Origin of the sequence: Micromonospora sp. WMMD1076 (genome assembly GCF_029581475.1) — a bacterium.
GTDB classification, from domain to species: Bacteria; Actinomycetota; Actinomycetes; order Mycobacteriales; family Micromonosporaceae; genus Micromonospora; species Micromonospora aurantiaca.
Map to the genome: position 1 here is coordinate 1531090 of NZ_CP120862.1, position 17001 is coordinate 1548090.

General features: G+C 74.8%; 19 protein-coding genes, 1 tRNA gene and 1 pseudogene. 15 read left to right on the forward strand and 6 right to left on the reverse strand.

The genetic code is table 11. From position 1 onward, the window contains the following. Position 1: 1 nt before the first annotated feature. The 6 genes from O7622_RS07600 to O7622_RS07625 all read left to right on the forward strand — a co-directional run bounded on the left by O7622_RS07600 (position 2) and on the right by O7622_RS07625 (position 5413). Entirely contained in the window at positions 2–853 is an 852-nt protein-coding gene (locus O7622_RS07600) for a PH domain-containing protein (RefSeq protein WP_030501108.1), read from the forward strand. A gap of 92 nt (positions 854–945) precedes the next feature. Further along, positions 946–1659, forward strand: a complete 714-nt coding sequence (locus tag O7622_RS07605; RefSeq protein WP_282312561.1) for a SigE family RNA polymerase sigma factor — start codon at positions 946–948, stop codon at positions 1657–1659. Then, the gene (locus O7622_RS07610; protein WP_282312562.1) at positions 1656–2933 is read left to right on the forward strand and encodes a hypothetical protein; all 1278 of its coding nucleotides are present in this window, start codon (positions 1656–1658) and stop codon (positions 2931–2933) included. The genes O7622_RS07605 and O7622_RS07610 overlap by 4 nt, the downstream gene beginning before the upstream one ends. Before the next feature lie 10 nt (positions 2934–2943). Continuing rightward, entirely contained in the window at positions 2944–3810 is an 867-nt protein-coding gene (locus tag O7622_RS07615; RefSeq protein WP_282312563.1) for a PHP domain-containing protein, read from the forward strand. A 31-nt stretch (positions 3811–3841) separates the two neighbouring features. After that, on the forward strand, positions 3842–4456 hold the full coding sequence (locus tag O7622_RS07620; RefSeq protein ID WP_282312564.1) for a MarC family protein: 615 nt from the start codon (positions 3842–3844) through the stop codon (positions 4454–4456). Positions 4457–4579: 123 nt separating this feature from the next. Continuing rightward, positions 4580–5413, forward strand: coding sequence for a PD-(D/E)XK nuclease family protein (locus O7622_RS07625; RefSeq protein WP_282314074.1), 834 nt, complete (start codon positions 4580–4582; stop codon positions 5411–5413). Between the two features lie 13 nt (positions 5414–5426). Here the strand turns inward: O7622_RS07625 and O7622_RS07630 are convergent, their stop codons facing one another. Both O7622_RS07630 and O7622_RS07635 read right to left on the reverse strand, forming a co-directional pair. Continuing rightward, complete coding sequence (locus O7622_RS07630; protein WP_282312565.1) at positions 5427–6278, reverse strand: oxygenase MpaB family protein; 852 nt, start codon at positions 6276–6278, stop codon at positions 5427–5429. A gap of 100 nt (positions 6279–6378) precedes the next feature. Next, positions 6379–6807, reverse strand: coding sequence for a Fur family transcriptional regulator (locus O7622_RS07635; protein WP_282312566.1), 429 nt, complete (start codon positions 6805–6807; stop codon positions 6379–6381). Positions 6808–6969: 162 nt separating this feature from the next. Here O7622_RS07635 and O7622_RS07640 point away from each other — a divergent pair, with 162 nt between their 5' ends. Beyond that, positions 6970–7452 carry a DUF2231 domain-containing protein gene (locus tag O7622_RS07640; protein WP_282312567.1) on the forward strand — a complete coding sequence of 161 codons (483 nt, stop codon included), beginning with the start codon at positions 6970–6972 and terminating at the stop codon, positions 7450–7452. A gap of 10 nt (positions 7453–7462) precedes the next feature. Here O7622_RS07640 and O7622_RS07645 read toward each other — a convergent pair whose 3' ends face one another. After that, positions 7463–8266, reverse strand: a complete 804-nt coding sequence (locus O7622_RS07645; RefSeq protein WP_282312568.1) for a hypothetical protein — start codon at positions 8264–8266, stop codon at positions 7463–7465. Positions 8267–8452: 186 nt separating this feature from the next. Here O7622_RS07645 and O7622_RS07650 point away from each other — a divergent pair, with 186 nt between their 5' ends. Beyond that, a complete protein-coding gene (locus O7622_RS07650) occupies positions 8453–8629 on the forward strand; it encodes a hypothetical protein (protein ID WP_282314278.1) in 177 nt (58 codons plus the stop codon). A 5-nt stretch (positions 8630–8634) separates the two neighbouring features. Here O7622_RS07650 and O7622_RS07655 read toward each other — a convergent pair whose 3' ends face one another. Continuing rightward, positions 8635–9111 carry a flagellar biosynthesis protein FlgA gene (locus O7622_RS07655; protein ID WP_282312569.1) on the reverse strand — a complete coding sequence of 159 codons (477 nt, stop codon included), beginning with the start codon at positions 9109–9111 and terminating at the stop codon, positions 8635–8637. A gap of 269 nt (positions 9112–9380) precedes the next feature. Between O7622_RS07655 and O7622_RS07660 the strand changes: the two genes are divergently transcribed. Next, positions 9381–9590, forward strand: coding sequence for a hypothetical protein (locus tag O7622_RS07660; RefSeq protein WP_282312570.1), 210 nt, complete (start codon positions 9381–9383; stop codon positions 9588–9590). 14 nt (positions 9591–9604) lie between these two features. Here the strand turns inward: O7622_RS07660 and O7622_RS07665 are convergent. Further along, a pseudogene (locus tag O7622_RS07665) lies at positions 9605–9781 on the reverse strand (FmdB family zinc ribbon protein); the annotation flags it as partial. A gap of 27 nt (positions 9782–9808) precedes the next feature. Next, complete coding sequence (locus tag O7622_RS07670; protein ID WP_282312571.1) at positions 9809–10414, reverse strand: 5-formyltetrahydrofolate cyclo-ligase; 606 nt, start codon at positions 10412–10414, stop codon at positions 9809–9811. A gap of 124 nt (positions 10415–10538) precedes the next feature. Here O7622_RS07670 and O7622_RS07675 point away from each other — a divergent pair, with 124 nt between their 5' ends. The 6 genes from O7622_RS07675 to O7622_RS07700 all read left to right on the forward strand — a co-directional run bounded on the left by O7622_RS07675 (position 10539) and on the right by O7622_RS07700 (position 16994). Further along, positions 10539–12728, forward strand: a complete 2190-nt coding sequence (locus tag O7622_RS07675; protein ID WP_282312572.1) for a diguanylate cyclase — start codon at positions 10539–10541, stop codon at positions 12726–12728. 9 nt (positions 12729–12737) lie between these two features. Next, positions 12738–13727, forward strand: a complete 990-nt coding sequence (locus O7622_RS07680) for a UTP--glucose-1-phosphate uridylyltransferase (RefSeq protein WP_282312573.1) — start codon at positions 12738–12740, stop codon at positions 13725–13727. Next, positions 13724–15037: a gephyrin-like molybdotransferase Glp gene (gene glp, locus O7622_RS07685; protein WP_282312574.1), complete on the forward strand. Its 1314-nt coding sequence runs from the start codon at positions 13724–13726 to the stop codon at positions 15035–15037. Before O7622_RS07680 ends, glp begins: the two co-directional genes overlap by 4 nt. A 165-nt stretch (positions 15038–15202) precedes the next feature. Continuing rightward, a complete protein-coding gene (locus O7622_RS07690; protein ID WP_282314075.1) occupies positions 15203–15787 on the forward strand; it encodes a GNAT family protein in 585 nt (194 codons plus the stop codon). Positions 15788–15955: 168 nt separating this feature from the next. Then, on the forward strand, positions 15956–16738 hold the full coding sequence (locus O7622_RS07695; protein ID WP_269696085.1) for a hypothetical protein: 783 nt from the start codon (positions 15956–15958) through the stop codon (positions 16736–16738). A gap of 182 nt (positions 16739–16920) precedes the next feature. Then, positions 16921–16994, forward strand: a tRNA-Ala gene (locus O7622_RS07700). The last annotated feature ends 7 nt before the right edge of the window (positions 16995–17001 follow it).

Consider the following 17001-nt stretch of genomic DNA (forward strand, 5'->3'; position numbering starts at 1 on the left):
CATGGGAAGCCCCTCCGGTCCACCCTTCGATCCGGACGACCCCGACCGGGCACGCCGGGAGCGCGACACCGAGCCGATCCCCCGGATCGACCCGGACGACCCGGCCGGCTACGGTCCCGGTCCGTACGCGGACGCGGACGACGCCGGCTACGGCAGCGCGTACACCGGTGAGGGTCGGTCCGGCCGGGCCTGGGCACGGGATCCGGACGGCTTCCCGGACCAGCCGATCTCCGAGGAGGAACTGGCCGGGCTGCGGTCCGACGCCACCGGCATGGCACCCCGCCGGGTGCTGCCGCTGGAGGACGAGCCCAGCTCGCTCGTGGCGCGTTACCTCTTCCCCACCGAGCGCTACCGGGGCGAGTGGAAGCGGCACTGGATCCACCTCACCACCCCGATCATCGTCGGCGTGGCGGCCACGTTCGTGCTCGGCTACCTCTCCGGCTTCCTCGCCGGGCGGGACGTCGGCGCATTGACCACGGTCGCCGTGCTGCTCTGGTTCGGCGTGATGGGCTGGGTCGCCTGGAAGGTCGCCGACTGGTGGTACGACCGGTTCATCCTGACTAACAAGCGGGTGATGGTGGTCAACGGGATCATCACCCGGCAGGTCGCGATGATGCCGCTCACCCGGGTCACCGACATGAAGTACGAGCAGAGCCCGACCGGCCGCGCCCTCAACTACGGCACGTTCGTGCTGGAGTCCGCCGGTCAGGAACAGGCACTCCGAGTGATCAAGAACCTGCCCAACCCGAACGAACTCTACCTGCGCGTGGTCGAGGAGATGTACGAGCCGCAGGCGGTCGAGGCGCGGCTGGGCAAGGAGGCCGACGAGGCCAAGGCCGACGACGGGGCCTGAAACTTTTCGTCCGAACATCGGAGGAACTGCACACCTTCCGCCATCGACCCGACCGGGCAGGCCGTGGCATTCTGCCAGGCAGGACGGGGGAGATGAGTGTGGTGGTGAGCAGAGACCCGCTGGAGGAGGAGTTCCGCGAGTTCGTCGCGGCCCGGTCCGGCGCACTGCTGCGCACCGCGTACCTGCTCGCCGGTGACTGGGCCACCGCCGAGGATCTGCTCCAGACCGCGCTGACCAAGACCTACCTGGCCTGGAAGCGGCTCGGCGGGATCGACGCCATCGAGCCGTACGCCCGCCGGGTCATGGTCAACACGTCCACCAGCTGGTGGCGGCGCCGCTGGCACGGCGAGCGCCCCACCGAGGTGCTGCCGGAGCGCGCCGGTGTCGACGAGATCGAGCAGCAACTCGACCGGGACGCGCTCTGGCGGCACCTCCAGGCGCTGCCGGCCCGGCAGCGCGCCGTGCTGGTGCTGCGCTTCTACGAGGACATGTCCGAGGCGCAGACAGCCGCGCTGCTGGAGATATCCCCGGGCACAGTCAAGAGCCAGACCTCCCGGGCGCTCAACACGCTGCGCCGCCGGCTCGGCTCCGAGGCGGCCCTGAGCCTGCCCACGCCGGCCGACGCGCCCGCCGCGACCCCGTCCGCCTCGCCCGGGCCCGCCGCAGCCGGCCGGTCCGTCCCGCCGGCCCGGGGCGCCGAGCCGACCCGTGTCCCGGCGCGACGGCCCGCCGCCCGGGTGCCCCGACCGCTCCCACCCGCGACTCCGGTCCGCCCCGCCGCCCCGATCCCGGCGGAAAGCCGATGAGCGGCACCCGGCAGCACGGTGACAACCGGACGGGCAGCCCGGAGCGTCCATTCCCCGTGGGCGACGACGAGCTGGAGCGGGCGCTGCGGGAGACCCTGACCCGCCGCGTCGCGACGTCCCGTCCGCTGCCCGCCGACCCGGCCGGGGAGGTCCTGCGCCGAGCGCGGCGTGCGGGCCGGCGGCGTACGCTCACCGGCCTGGCCCTGGCCGGGGTCGCCACAGCGGTCATCACTACCGGAGTGGCCCAGTTCAGCGCACCGGGCGGCGACGGCGGCACGCCCACAGTGGTGCTCGGCGACCCGCCCGTCCTCTTCCCGTCCCCGCAGACCTCCGAGCCGTCCTCGGTCACCCGCTTCGGGCCGGTCCGCGCCGAACTCGACCTGCTCGTCGGTGACCGGCTGGACACCAGCGGCGGCGAACGGCGGCAGCTGACCGGTGTGAGCGGCGTCGAACGGGCGCAGCGGATCCACGAGCAGGAGGGCTGGCTGCTCACCTCGGCGGCCACCGTCGCCGGCCGTACCCTCTGGTGGGTGCCGGTCGGTGGCGCCGCACCGCAGGTCATGCTCGCCGCCGCGGACGCGGTGGCGATCTCCCCGGACGGCCGCCAGGTCGCCTGGCGGGACGGCACGGACGTGATCGCCGCCGGTGTGGTCGCCGGCCAGCTCATCGCGCCGGTCCGGACCGCCGCGCCGGAGGGCGCCGTGCCGGTCGGCTTCGCCGGCGACACCGTGCTGATCCGGCAGCCCGGCGACGGCGGGATGAGCGTCTGGGACCGCGCGCTGGGCGGACAGCCGGGCCCGGTGAACCCGGACGTCCGCACCGTCTACGGCACCCGGCCCGACGGCCGGGTGGTCGGCCTGGTCGCCGCCGGCCGGGATCAGCAGCTCTGCCTGGCTCTGCTCGACCCGGCCCGGGACCTCGCCCCGGTGCGTACCGGATGCGGCGTGAAGCTGGCCACCGACGGACTCGGCGCCGTCTCGTTCGACGGCCGGTGGCTGCTCGCGAACGGCACGTCGCGCACCGCCCTCCTGGTGGACCTGGCCGACCCGGCCAGCCCGGTCACCCACCCGGCCGGCCCGGTGCTGGCCGGCGGCGTGGCCTGGACCCGGGGCGGCGTGGCGCTGCACGTGGACGCGAGCGGCGGGCTGGTCCGGGTCAAGCCCGAGCGGGTGCTGACCGGTGACCGGCCCACGGCCTCGAAGGTCGAAGGGCTGGCGCCGGAGGACCACCCCGTGGTGGTGGCCGACGTCCCCACGGTGCCGGACGGGGCGTAGCGTCGGGCGGGTGAGCGTCCCTGCCCGCATCGACCTGCACACCCACTCCACCGCCAGCGACGGCACCCTGACGCCCGCCGAACTGGTCCGGGCCGCCGCCGGGGCCGGGCTCGACGTGGTGGCACTCACCGACCACGACACCACTGCGGGCTGGGCACCAGCCGTCGCCGCCCTGCCGCCCGGCCTCGCGCTGATCCGCGGCGCGGAGATCTCCTGCCGCTGGTCCGGCGCCGAACCGGCGATCCCGCTGCACCTCCTCGCCTACCTCTTCGACCCGGCCGAGCCGCACCTGGCCGCGGAGCTGGCCCGGGTCCGCCGGGCCCGCGAGGTTCGCGGCGAGCGCATCGTCCGGCTGCTCCAGGCCGACGGCATCCCGGTGAGCTGGACGGAGATCCTGGCGGGTGCGGGCGGCGGCACTGTCGGCCGCCCGCACATCGCGCAGGCGCTGATCCGGGCCGGCCTGGTCGCCACCACCACCGAGGCGTTCGGGCCGGACTGGCTCGGCGAGCGGTACCGGCTGCCGAAGGACGACATCGACGTGTTTCAAGCGGTGGCGCTGGTGCGGGCGGCCGGTGGCGTGCCCGTCTTCGCCCACCCGAGGGCCAGCAGGCGCTGCCGGATCGTGCCGGACGAGCTGATCGCGGACCTGGCGTCGGCGGGCCTGGCCGGGCTGGAGGCCGACCACGAGGACCACGACCCGGCCGAGCGGGCGCACGTCCGCGGGCTCGCCGCCGACCTGGGACTGCTGGTCACCGGCTCGTCCGACTTCCACGGCACGCACAAGACCGTGCGGCTCGGCGCGCACACCACAGACCCCGAGGCGTACGAGCGGATCGTCGCGCTGGCCCGCGGGGTGACCCCTGTCGCTTCGAGCTGAAGCGATCCGGCGGCACGGCTACCGTGTCCGCGTGGATCTCAAGCTCTTCGGCGAGGTCTTCGTGACCCTGCTGGTGATCGTCGACCCGCCCGGAATGATGCCCATCTTCCTCGCGCTGACCGGGCCGCTGCCCGCGCGCGACCGGAACCGGGCCGCCTGGCAGGCCGTGGCGCTGGCGCTCGGGGTCATCGTGATCTTCGCGGTGGCGGGGCAGACGATCCTGGCGTACCTGCACGTCGACCTGCCCGCCCTCCAGGCGGCGGGCGGCCTGCTGCTGATCCTGGTCGCGCTGGAGCTGCTGACCGGCAAGGCGGACGACCCGAGCAACCAGGTCACCTCCAACATCGCGCTGGTGCCGCTCGGCACCCCGCTGCTGGCCGGGCCGGGCGCCATCGTGGCGACAATGCTGTTCGTGCAGCAGGCCGGCGGCGCCGTCGACTACCTCGCCATCGGGCTCGCCATCGTCGCGGTGATGGTCACCGTCTGGGTGGTGCTGCGCTTCTCCGGCGGGATCGTCAAGGTGCTGCGCCCCGGCGGCATCGAGGTGCTGACCCGGATCGCCGGTCTGCTGCTGGCCGCCATCGCGGTGCAGCTCATCGCCGACGCGATCGCCGCGTTCGTGACCCAGTACGTCAACAACGCCTGAGCGGGTCCGTCCGCTGTCGTACCCGGATGGCAGGATTCAAGCGTGCGACGACAGTCAGCAGCCAGCGGCTCCCGGGCTCCCCGCCCCCGCGCCGAGCAGTCCGAGCAGCTCGGCTTCGAGGGCATGCCGGAGCGCCTGTTCGTCTGCACACCGAGCAAGCTCGGCGCGTACGCGGACTGTCCCCGCCGCTACCGCTACGCCTATGTGGACCGGCCCGCGCCGCCCAAGGGCCCGCCGTGGGCGCACAACTCGCTCGGCGCGAGCGTCCACACCGCGCTGAAGAACTGGTACGCGCTGGCCTCCGACCGCCGCCGCCCCGAGGTGCTCGGCACGCTGCTCAAGGGCACCTGGGTCCGCGAGGGCTACCGCGACGACGAGCAGGAGCGCGACGCCTTCCGGCGGGCGCTGACCTGGCTGGAGAGCTACGTGGCGGGCCTCGACCCGGCCGACGAGCCGCTCGGCGTGGAACGGGTCGTCGCGGTCAAGACCGCGGTGCTCGCGTTCAACGGCCGCACCGACCGGATCGACTCGCGTCCCGGCCCGGACGGGCGGCCCGAGCTGGTCATCGTCGACTACAAGACCGGCCGCACCGGGCTCGACGCCGACGACGCGCGCGGCTCGCAGGCGCTCGCGCTCTACGCGTACGCGGCCGAGCGGGTGTTCCGCAAGCCGTGCCGCCGGGTCGAGCTGCACCACCTACCCACCGGCACCGTCGCCGCCCACGAGCACACGCCGGAGTCCCTGCACCGGCAGCTCACCCGCGCCGAGGCCACCGCCCGCGACATTATGGCCGCCGAGCGTGCGGTGGCCGACGGCACCGACCCCGACGCGGCGTTCCCTGCCGAGCCGGGTCCGCGGTGCGGCTGGTGCGACTACCGGCGTACGTGCCCGACCGGCGCGCAGACCCCGGGCAAGGAACCCTGGTCGGCGGTCGAGCGGTTCGCCGACCCGCAGTGAGCGCGCGGCGCCGTCAGGCCGCGGTCAGGCGGGCGGCGCGTTCCTTGGCCGCCTGCTGCAACGGGCCCTCACGGTAGCGCCGGGGCACCGCGGCCAGCGCCAGTCGCAGAGCCCGCGCGCTCAGGTCCGCCGACAGAGCGGTGGTGGGCAGGCCCAGCCCGCCGTAGAGCCGCAACGCCCACGGCGGCAGCATCCCCAGCGCGATGGCGGCGATCCCGAAGTACGCCCAGCGCGGCGGCCCCAGGTTCAGGCCGACCCGCGCCGGCAGGCTGAGCTTCCACGGGATCGGCGGCGCGGTCAGGAACACCGCGGTCTCGGCCGCCTCCCGGGTCATCCGCAACCGCGGGCGTACGTCCCGGTAGTAGTCGGCCACCTCGGCGGCGGTCCCCGGCACGTCGTCCGGGTCCAGCCCGACCAGGGCCGCCGACCGGCGCTGCTCGGTGTAGTAGCCGTCCACCTCGTCGTCGGTGAGCGACAGGCCGGCCCGCCGGGCGGTGCTCACGAACGACTCGACCTCGGTGACGTGCACCCAGCGCAGCAGCTCCGGATCGTCGACGCGGAACTCCTCACCGGTGAACGGGTCGGTGGCGCGCATCCGGGCGTGCCGCGTCCGCAGCCGTCGCCCGGCCGCCTCCGCTTCGGCGGTGGTGCCGTAGATCGTCGTCCCCACGTACGTCGCCGTGCGGACCAGCCGCCCCCAGGCGTCGGTGCGGTAGTTGCTGTTCTGGGCGACGCCGGCCATCGCGCGGGGGTGCAGCGCCTGAAGGTAGAGCGAGCGCAGGCCGGCGACGATCAGGATCGGTTCCTCGTGCACCTTCCACGTGACGGATCCCGGACCGAAGAGGCCGAGGTCTTCGGTGTCCACCGATCAAGAGTGCCACGCGCCGTCGCCCGCCGTCCTCGGTGCGGCGGCCAGTCGACGGTGCGGCAGTCGTCGGTGCGGCGGTCAGTCGTCGGTGCGACGGTCAGTCGTCGGCGGAGCGGCGCGACTGGCAGGCCGGGCAGAGGCCCCAGAAGGTCACTTCCGCCTCGTCCAGCTCGAAGCCGTGCGCCACGTTCGGGTCCAGGCAGGGGGCGCTGCCGACCGCGCAGTCCACGTCGGCGATCTCGCCGCAGCCCCGGCACACCACGTGGTGGTGGTTGTCGCCGACCCGGGCCTCGTACCGCGCGGGACTGCCGGCCGGCTCGATCCGGCGGGACAGCCCGGCCCGGGACAGGGCGCCGAGGACGTCGTAGACGGCCTGGGTGGAGACCGAGCCGATCCGCTGGCGGACCCGCCGGGTGATCTCGTCGACCTCCAGGTGACCGCCGGCGGAGAGCACGTCCAGCACGGCGAGACGCGGCCGGGTGACCCGTAGGCCCCTCGACCGGAGCAGCTCCTCACCCGTGGACATGGATCCATGACAGCACGGGGCAGACGGGCCGACAAGCGAGCGTCGTCCACCCGTGGCCGGGGCCACAGGTGAACCGGCACCGCCGCGCCCGCGTGTATCGAGGAAGGCGGCGTCACGCCGTACGCTGAGCGCGCCCAAACCACCCACTCGCCGGAGGTGTCGGTGTTCAGGGAAATCAACGGTCTGCCGGTCCACGTGCTCGTCATCCACGCGGCGGTGGTGCTCGTGCCGCTGCTGGCACTGCTCGCCGTCGCGTACGGGGTGCTGCCCCGCTGGCGGCCCCGCCTCGGTTGGGCGGTCGCGGTGCTCGCCGTGGTCACTCCGATCGTCGCCTGGGTGGCGACCGAGTCCGGCGAGGAGTTGGAGGGGGCCCTGCGCGCGAAGGGCTACCCGCCGGACCGGCTCCAGCAGATCAGCGAGCACGCCGAGTACGGCGACACGCTGCTCTGGTTCGCGCTCGGGCTCGGCGTCGCGGCGCTGCTGCTCGTGCTGTCGACGAGCCGCTTCGTCGCGGGCCGGAACCTGCCCCGCTGGCTCCCGGTGGTGCTCACCGTCGTGGTGGCGGTGCTCGCGGTCTTCGCGATCGTGTACGTCTACCTGACCGGGGACAGCGGCGCCAAGATGGTCTGGGACGGCGTCGTCTGACCGGTACGGCTCAGAACAGCACCCGCGAGCAGAGCAGGCAGGTGAGCAGCACCAGCACCACTGCGACGGCTGCCCCGATGCCGTAGGTGAGCCGCTGCGCGCGCTGCTCCGCCTGGTCCATCGCGGCCATGTCCTGCGGCGGGAGCCGGCGGGGCGGTGACGGCTGCACGTGTACCGGTGGCCGCCACCCGGGCGGCGGAGGCGTGCTCGGCGGCGGGCCCGCATACCCCGAGGGAGGCGGGCCACCGGCGGGCGCGCCGCCCCCGAACTGCGGGCCACCGGCGGGCGGGCCACCGACGGGCGGGCCACCGGCGGGCGGGCCGGCACCGGGCGTGCCCGGCCACGCGCCGCCGGCCACCGTCCAGCCGCCTGCCGCCTCCGGCCGGGCCCACGGGCTCTCGGTGGCCGCCTCGCGCGACCACGGGCTGGCGTTCCCAGCCGCCGTCGGGGTGTCGGCGACTGCTCCGGTTGTCTCGACGCCCTCGGTGACGGCCGGCTCTGCTGTGAGGGCGGCCGGCTCCGCCGGGAGGGCGGTCGGTCCGGCTGGGAGGGTGGTCGGCTCGGGCTGCCCGGCGGCCCCGGCCGGTTCGGCGGTGCGGTCCGGGTCATGATCCCCACCGGCGTCACCGGCGTCACCGGCGTCACCGGCGTCACCGGCGTCACCGGGCCGAGATCCGGGACCGGCCGGGTGGACGTCCGCGCTGTCCGCGCCGTCCCGGGGGACCGCCCCGGGGGCGTGCTCCCCGGCGGGTGCCGGTTGGTCCGGGCGTCGCCAGGTCTCGTCGTCGGGGCTGCCACCGCTCGGCGTCGTCACGCCGTCCGACGCTACCAACGCCCCGGGCCGGTCGGCCGCCCGACGCGTCGATCACCGCCGCCCCGGCCCGTCGCGCCCGGTGTGCGGCGTGCCGACGGCTTCCGGCCCGGTACGGCCGGGCCCAGGGCGATCCGGCCGGTCCCGGGGATCGAGCCGGCGCCCCGTTCGGCGGTATCGTTGCTGCTCGTGACCGACCCCGCCATCCGGACACCGCGCGGCGACGACGACCGCGTGGTCGACCTCAGCGACGACTTCGTGGTGCTGCCCGAGCAGACCAGCGACGACACCGACCGCGGCTGGGGCGAGCGCCCCGGCGGCAACGACGACTGGCTGCTCGCGGAACGCCCCCCGCACTGGGGCTGATCGCGTCAGCCGCGTACCACCACGGCGAAGCGACTGCCCTCGGGCAACCCGACCGCCCGCCGGGCCTGCTCCGGCGGCAGCGCCAGGTAGAGCGCCGAGGAGCCGTCGACCGCGCCGGTGGCGCCGACCACGTCGAGCACCAGCGCGCGCGGGGCGAGCAGCGTCGGGTCGGGCGAACCGCCGGCCGGCACGACGAGCAGGTCGACCCGGGCACCCGGGCGCAGCACCGCGAGCGCGGCCGGCTCGGCCAGCCGGATCGGCACGCCGACCGCACCGGCCGGCAGGGCGCGGATGCCGCCGGACGGCGACGCCGCCGCCGAGGCGGTCGGAAGGACGCGGGGTGGTGGGCAGGACGGTGGCGTCCGGAGCACCGCAGCGGCCAGGCCGAGCAGCACCGCGACGAGCGTCACCCGCAGCAGCGTCCGGCGCCGGGGCAGCCCGCGCCAGCGGACCGGACGCAACGTCGCCTCGCCATCCGTCACCGCTGCCTCCCGCCGCCGGTCAACCGTCCGACCGCAGGCTAGGCCCGGCCTACCGGCTCCCGCCGCCCCACCGCTCGTCCCTGTGGATAACCCGCCGACATGTGAAAGCCCCCCGGGAGAGCCCCGCCCCCACCAGCCCGCAGGCCCGGTGCGCCAGCTCGGGGAGGTTGCTGCTTCCGGACCGGCGGATGCAGCAACCTCGCCGAGCTGGCGAGCATCCGCCGCGAACGGAACGTGGCCGCCCCCGAGCGGGAACGGCCACGTGTCGAGTGCGAGCAGCGGGTCAGGACGAGCTGGACGCCGCGGGCGCCTTGCTCGCCGTCGACCCGGAACCGGACGAAGAGGACGAACCGGCCGAGGAGGACGTTGACGACGACGAGGAGTCCGACGACGAGGACGAGGACGACTCGGACTTGGCCGGCTTGTTCGTCGTCGAGGAGCCGTTGTCGGAACCGGACGAGCGGGAGTCCGTACGGTAGAAGCCGGAGCCCTTGAACACGATGCCCACCGAGTTGAAGAGCTTTCGCAGCTGCCCCTCACACGCCGGGCACTCGGTCAGCGGCTCGTCCGAGAAGGACTGCACCGCCTCGAGCTGGTGGCCGCACGTGGTGCAGGCGTACTGGTACGTGGGCACGTTCTCCTCCGGATCTTCGGCACGGCCTTCTGGCACTCGTGGTCTTCGAGTGCCAATGGTGCGTCATGACCCCCGGGTTCGTCCAGCGGAAGCGCCCGGGCCCACACCCGGGACCGCCACCAGCCCGTCCGCCGGAGTGATCACACAGTGCACCGGGCGGTCGTGCGGCAGGGCGGGCACCGCCGCGACCAGCTCGCCGTCGTGCAGCAGCGCCACCGTCGGCACCGTGGCGGGCACCCGGGCCAGCGCGCGGTCGTACGAGCCGCCGCCCCGGCCCAGCCGGATGCCGCGGCGGTCCACCGCGACCGCCGGCACCACGACCAGGGCGGCTCCGGCCACCGCGGCACGCCCCCGGGGCGGTGCGGTCGGCTCGCGCAGACCCCGGCCGGCGGCGCGCAACGACTCCGGGCCGGTGTACGAGGCCCAGTCCAGGTCCAGGTCCTCGCGGAGCACCGGCAGCAGCAACTCGGCGTCGGGCGGCAGCGCGGCCCGCAGCACGTCCGGCAGGTCGTCCCCGCCGGGCTCGGAGGCGACCGGCACGTACGCGCTCATCCTGGCCGGCCGCAGCCGGCGTACCAACGTCACCAGCTCGGCCTGGACGGCGGCCGCAGCCACCGCGCGGTCGGCCGCGGACAGCGACCGGCGCGCGGCGAGTAGCGCGATGCGCATCTCCCGCTTCGCATCGTGCGCTTCATCCGAAAATTCCGGCACGCAACACTCCTGACGCAACGCTTGCCTAATGGTCGCTCTGTGTCAGCATCGCACCAAGGGAGCGGAACTTCCGGGGGGAAGATTGACGCTACGCGGGCGGTTGACGGCGGCTTTCCTCACGGTGGTCCTCGGCCCCGTCCTGCTCGGCGCGTTCTTCGTCGGGGCCACCCTCAGCGCCGTCGACCACAGCCGCGCCACCGAGCGGCTGGGCCTGGCCGCGGCCGGTGTCCGTACCTCGATCGACGCGCTCTGTCAGCAACTCCGGGCGGCGGCCGACGCGGTCGCGCTCGTCGGCGACCCGGTCGTCCGGTCGCGCACGGCCGACCAGGTGGTCGCGCGGGGCCTGGCCGCCGCCGTGCTGATCGCCAACGCCGCCGGCCGCACCACCTACGCCACGGCCGGCGGGCCGGCCGGGCGCTGGCAGGACTGCGCCGGCGCGCCCGCCACCGGTGTCGCCGCGCTGGCCGCCGAGGTCCGGCTCCGCGACCCGGCCGGCACCGACCTGGGCTCGGTCGCCGCCGCCCAGCCCGTCGACCGGGCCTTCGTGGCGCGGCTCGCCGCCGTTACCGGTGTCGCGGTCACCCTCCTCGACGACCCCGGCGGCATCACCCACACGACCGAGGACCAGGGGGTACGCGCAGCGGTGCTGGCCGCCGCCGGCAAGGCGGACGGGAACCGGGTGACCGGGACCGGCGACGGCCGGTACGTGCGGCGGGTCGGTCCGTCTCCCGGTCAGCCGCTGCCGCTGGTGCTGTCGGTGCCGGGGGAACGTGCGCCCGGCCTGTACGGGGCACTGATCGCCGCGGTCGCGCTCGCCGCCCTGCTCGCAGTGCTCGCGGCCTGGCGACTGGCCCGGGTGACCACCCGGCCGCTCGGTGAGCTGGCCGGCGCGGTGGACCGGGTGGCGCGCGGCGACCTGAGTGCCCGGGTGCCGGTGCGCAGCCGCGACGAGATCGGGCGGCTGGCCAGCGCGTTCAACCGGATGACCAGGGAGACCGGCACCTACGTGACGGCGCTGACCAGCAGCCGTGACCAGCTCCGCAACCACCTCGCAGTGCTCGGCGACACGCTCGCCAGCACGCACGACCTGCAACGCATCCTGCGCGTGATCCTGGACAGCGCGATCGCCGCCACCGGCGCCCGGGCCGGCGCGGTGCTGCTCGTCGACGGCGACGGCGTCCTCGTCGGCCGGTGCGTGGAAGGGCTGACCGGGCGCTGGCCGACGAGCGACCCGGCCGACCCGGCGACGCTGCGGGTCGCGGTCGGCGCGGGGGCGCTCGGTGCGGTGGCCGCCACCGGCGAACCGCTGCGCGGACGGTGGGCGCCGCCGGACACGCCGACCGGGGAGCCGTCCTGCGAGACGTACGTGGCGGTGCCGTTCGCCACCCCCGGCGGCGCGGAGCCGCGCGGCCCGGACCGGCCCGGCCACCCGCCCGCCGACGGCGACCCGCCCGGCTCGGCCTGCGCGGCGCTCGGCGTGCTCGTGCTCTACGACCGGCTCGGCGGGCACGAGTTCCACGACGACGACGTGGTGACGCTGCGGACGTTCGCCGGGCACGCCGCGGTCGCCGTGGAGAACGTCCGGGTGCACGAGGAGGCGCAACGGCTCTCCCTCACCGATCCGCTGACCGGGCTGTGGAACTACCGCTACCTGCGCGAGTCGATCCGCCGCGAGGTGGAGCGGGCGAACCGGTTCGGCCGGATGCTCAGCGTCCTCGCGCTCGACCTGGACCGGTTCAAGAACGTCAACGACACCTGGGGCCACGCCGCCGGGGACGCCGTGCTGGTCGAGTTCGCCCGCCGGGTACGCGGCGTGATCCGCGAGGTGGACCTGGCGTTCCGGCAGGGCGGCGAGGAGTTCGTGGTGCTGCTGCCGGAGACCGACGCCCGGGGCGCCACGATAGTCGCCGAGCGGCTCGGCGCCGTGGTACGCGACCAGCCGGTGGCGGTCGAGGGGAGCGGCGACGAGCCGGTGCGGGTGCCGGTGACCGTCTCCGTCGGCATCGCCGTCTACCCGGACCACGCGGCCGGCGGCCAGCAGGTGCTCGACGCCGCCGACGACGCGTTGTACGCGGCGAAGGCCGCCGGACGCGACGGCTACCGGCTGGCCCCGGAGCCCGATCCGGTCCCCACCCAGGAGATCCCGGTGGTGGCCGCCGGTGTCAGCCCGCCGGACGGGCTGCCCCGGGCCGGCGCGGCGGACCCGGCGGGCACCGTCCAGGGCGGCGCGTCTTCCGGTCCTCACCCGCCGCGGCAGAGCCGTGGCCGATAGTCTCGCGACATGTCGGAGCACTCAGCGAACCTCTCAGCGGCCCCCGGTCGCTCCCGCGCGGTCAAGGCCGTGATCCCGGCCGCCGGCCTGGCCACCCGGTTCCTGCCGGCCACCAAGGCGGTTCCCAAGGAACTGCTGCCGGTCGTCGACCGGCCGGTGTTGCAGTACATCGTCGAGGAGGCCGCCCAGGCCGGCATCGACGACATCCTGCTGATCACCGGTCGCGGCAAGACCTCGATGGTGGACCACTTCGACCGCCGGCCGGACCTGGAGGAGCGGCTCGCCAAGAAGCCCGAGCTGCTGGCCGAGGTCAAGCGCACCGAGGAACTGGCCGCGATCTACACGGTCCGCCAGCCGGAGCAGCTCGGCCTCGGCCACGCCGTCGGGTACGCCGAGTCGCACGTCGGCGACGCGCCCTTCGCGGTGCTGCTCGGCGACGAGTTCGTCAAGCCGTCCGAGCCGCTGCTGCCGGCCATGCTGGAACTCCAGGCCCGCACCGGCGGCGTGGTGCTCGCGTTCTTCGAGGTCGACCCGGCCGAGACCAGCCGCTACGGCATCGCGTCGGTCGAGCCGGCCGAGTCGGAACACTCCGACATCGCCGAGGTCGTCAAGGTCGCCGGCATGGTGGAGAAGCCCAGCCCGGAGGACGCCCCCAGCAACCTCGCCGTCCTCGGCCGGTACGTGCTCCCCGGGAGGATCTTCGACGCGATCCGGCGTACCCGACCGGGCAGCGGCGGCGAGATCCAGCTGACCGACGCGATGGAGCTGCTGCGTACCGAGGGGGTGCCGGTGCACGCCATCGTCTACCGGGGCACCCGCTACGACACCGGCATGCCGCTCGGCTACCTCCAGACCGTGGTGCAGATCGCCGCCGAGCGGGAGGACCTGGGCGCCGAGTTCCGCAAGTGGCTGACCGAGTTCGTCAACAACGGTGACGAGACGGTCACCGCTGCGGTCCTCGACGGCATCCGCGACGCGTCCGGCGGTGCCGATACATGACAGCGACGGCCGACGCCGAGGCGGCCGCGAACGAGTTGACGCCGCTCGCCGACTACCTGGGCAGTGTGCTGCGCAGGTTACGCGCGCTGCCTCCACTCGACCTCGACCTGACCCAGGCGTACGGCAACGTGCTCGCCGAGGACGTGGTCGCCCCGCACTCGTATCCCGCCTTCGACCAGGCGGCGGTGGACGGGTACGCCGCGCGCTGGGAGGACATCTCCGGTGGGAGTCGGGGGCCGGGCTACGTCCCGGCCCCCTCCGGTATGCCCGGCGGCCGCAGCATCCGCATCAACGTGGTGGGTGACCTGGGCGCGGCGAGCTGGCGACCGGTGCGGCTCACCCCCGGCGCCTGCTTCTCGGTCGCGGCGGGCGCGCCGCTGCCGATCGGCGCGGACGTGGTCGTCCCGGTGGAGTGGACCGACCAGGGCATGGCCGCCGTCGAGATCTTCCGCGCGCCCAAACGGGGGTACGGCCTGCGCCGCGCCGGGGAGGAACTGGTCGCCGGCACGCTGCTCGCCCGCGCCGGGGCGTACGTCTCACCGGCCCTGGTAGCGGTGTTCGCCGCCACCGGCATCGGGCACGTGGTGGTGCGGCCCAGCCCGCGTGTGGTCATCGTGGCCACCGGCGACGAACTGGTGGACGTGGGCCGGGGCAGCCAGCCCGGCCAGGTGGTGGACACCAACTCGCACGCGCTGACCGCGGCGGCGGCGGAGGCGGGCGCGCTCGCGTACCGGGTGGGGATCTGCGACGACGACCCGGAGGCGCTGCGCGGCCTGCTGGAGGACCAGACGCTGCGCGCCGACCTGATCATCACCACCGGCGGCACCGGTACCGGTCCCGGCGACATGGTGCGCCGGATCCTGTCCCGCCGCGACGGCGGCCGGGCCGGGCCGGTCACCTTCACAGAGGTGGCCCTCTATCCCGGAACGGCCCTCGGGTTCGGTACGGTCGGCGCCGAGGAGGTGCCGGTGGTGTGTCTTCCCGGTGAGCCCGGCGCGGCGCTGATCGGCTTCGAGGTACTGGCCCGCCCGGCCATCCAGCTGCTGGCGGGGGCCGAGCCGGTGTTCCGGCCGAGTGTCCGCGCGCACCTGCTGGAGACTGTCTCGTCCCCGGTGGGGCTGCGCGAGTTCCGGCCCGCGCACGTGGCCGAGCGGCGCGGCGGCGGGTACACCGTGCAGCCGCTCGCCGGTGGCCCGTACACGCTCTCCGGCCTGGCCGAGGCCAACGGCCTGCTGGTGCTCGGCGAGCGGGTCACCACCGCGGCCGCCGGGTCCACGGTGGATGTGCTCCTACTGGACCGGCGCCGGTGAGCGCGAGGAGTGAGCTTGCGAGCCCCGCAGTCGCGAACGGAAGGCAAGCTCGGTGAGCGCGAGGAGTGAGCTTGCGAGCCCCGCAGTCGCGAACGGAAGGCAAGCTCGGTGAGGTTCCGGCGGGCGCCGGGGTGGCCGGCGGTGCTGGTGGACGGTCCGGTGGTGATGCGGCCGTACCGGCGTTCGGACGCCACCGCCTGGTCGGAGATCCGGCGCGCGAACCGCGAGTGGCTGGCGCCGTGGGAGTCCCATGTGCCCGGCGGCTGGTACGAGACGAACTCGCCCGCCGCGTTCCGTCTGGTGCACGCCGACCAGCGCAGGTCCGCGCGTACCGGTGAGGGCATGCCGTTCGCGGTCTGCCTGCGCGAGAACGGGCAGGAGCGGCTGGTCGGCCACGTGAACGTGGGCAGCATCGTGCGGCGGGCGTTCTGCTCCGGGTACGTGGGTTACTGGGTGGACTCCAGGGTGGCCGGTCGCGGCGTGATCCCGACCGCTGTGGCGCTCGCCGTTGACCACGCGTTCGGACCGGGCGGGCTGCACCGGATCGAGGTGAACATCCGGCCGGAGAACATGCCGTCCCGGCGGGTGGTGGAGAAACTCGGCTTCCGCGAGGAGGCCTATCACGTGCGCTACATGCACATCGACGGCGCTTGGCGCGACCACATCGGATACGCGATGACGGGCGAGGAAGTCGTAGCCGAGGGCGGACTGCTGGCGCGGTGGCACCGCGTACGTGACAACCGCCGCTGAGGCGAACGCCCGGCGCGGCGCACTGTGAACCGGGTCGGCGGCCCGTAACCTCAAGTAACTGCAAGCTGTGGCAAGCGCTGCCCGCCCGCACTTAGTGCGCCGTAAACGACGGTAGACGGAAGAAGTTGCGGCGGCGGCGCTCGCCGGAGAACTTTGGTGACGGGAGGGGTGAGGGTGCCCACGTCGGTGCTCCTCGCCGTCCTCGCCGCCGCCGGTCTGCTCGCCCTCGCTCCGGCGCTGGTCCGCCGGTACGACGCCACCGAGCGGCTGGTGGCGGAGCGGGCGCAGTCGACGGCGCGGGTGCTCCAGCGCCGTCGTCGACGGCGCACCGTGCCCGGGCGGCGACCGCTGCACCCGCCGCGCTCCCTTGTCGTGACCCTCAGTGAAGATTCCGACACGGGCAGTCTCGCCCGCCCGGTCTCCGCGCCGCCCCTGCGCCGGCGCTCCGGGCGACTCCGGCCCGTCTCCGCGGTGCCGGCCCAGTCCCGCCGACGGCACCCGCCCCGGCGACGGCACACCCCGGCGATCTACCGCCGGCGCCGGGTGCTGGCCGCACTGCTGCTGCTCAACCTGGTCGAGCTGGGCGGCGTGGTGCTCGTCGGACCCGGGTTCTGGATCAGTGTCTCGGTCACCGGCACGCTGCTCGTCGCGTACGTCGTGCACCTGCGGCAGCGTGCCCTGGCCGAACGCCGGCGGCGGCGCGCGGACGCCCGCGAGGCGGCCTGGCTGGCCGCCCGCCAGGCCGAGGTGCGCCGCGAGCAGGCCCGGCGCGCGGCGGCCCGGCGGGAGGCGCAGCGCCGGCTGGCCGCCCAGCGCGAGGCGGTCCGGCGTACGGCGATGGGGCTGGACCGCCCGGCGGACCTGCCACCGGCGGCGAGCGGCGGCTCCGTCTCCTACCGGCGGGCGGGCGGCCTGCGCGGACGCCCCTACCAGTCCGGCCGAGGCGCCTGACTTCCTTGCCCGGCGCTTTGCTGGCGGCGATCTTGGAAGGTTTGGGCCCCTCGGGGGGCCTTTCCCTTCGAAGATCTACGAGGGCGGTGGGGTGGTTCGCGTCGTGGGGGCGCGACCTGTTAGCCTTGTCGCCGGCCCACCCGGTGAAAGCTGGGTGGGACCGACGCTGGTTCGCCGGCGGAGGGGCTGTGGCGCAGACCGGTAGCGCACCTCGTTCGCATCGAGGGGGTCAGGGGTTCAAATCCCCTCAGCTCCACCCAGTT

What these genes read in the sequence shown, in the direction of transcription:
- O7622_RS07600 (WP_030501108.1), top strand. Translation starts at nt 2, where the DNA reads ATGGGAAGCCCCTCCGGTCCACCCTTCGATCCGGACGACCCCGACCGG.
- O7622_RS07610 (WP_282312562.1), top strand. Translation starts at nt 1,656, where the DNA reads ATGAGCGGCACCCGGCAGCACGGTGACAACCGGACGGGCAGCCCGGAG.
- O7622_RS07690 (WP_282314075.1), top strand. Translation starts at nt 15,203, where the DNA reads ATGCGGCCGTACCGGCGTTCGGACGCCACCGCCTGGTCGGAGATCCGG.
- glp (WP_282312574.1), top strand. Translation starts at nt 13,724, where the DNA reads ATGACAGCGACGGCCGACGCCGAGGCGGCCGCGAACGAGTTGACGCCG.
- O7622_RS07670 (WP_282312571.1), bottom strand. Translation starts at nt 10,414, where the DNA reads ATGCGCATCGCGCTACTCGCCGCGCGCCGGTCGCTGTCCGCGGCCGAC.
- O7622_RS07635 (WP_282312566.1), bottom strand. Translation starts at nt 6,807, where the DNA reads ATGTCCACGGGTGAGGAGCTGCTCCGGTCGAGGGGCCTACGGGTCACC.
- O7622_RS07625 (WP_282314074.1), top strand. Translation starts at nt 4,580, where the DNA reads ATGCCGGAGCGCCTGTTCGTCTGCACACCGAGCAAGCTCGGCGCGTAC.
- O7622_RS07680 (WP_282312573.1), top strand. Translation starts at nt 12,738, where the DNA reads ATGTCGGAGCACTCAGCGAACCTCTCAGCGGCCCCCGGTCGCTCCCGC.
- O7622_RS07605 (WP_282312561.1), top strand. Translation starts at nt 946, where the DNA reads ATGAGTGTGGTGGTGAGCAGAGACCCGCTGGAGGAGGAGTTCCGCGAG.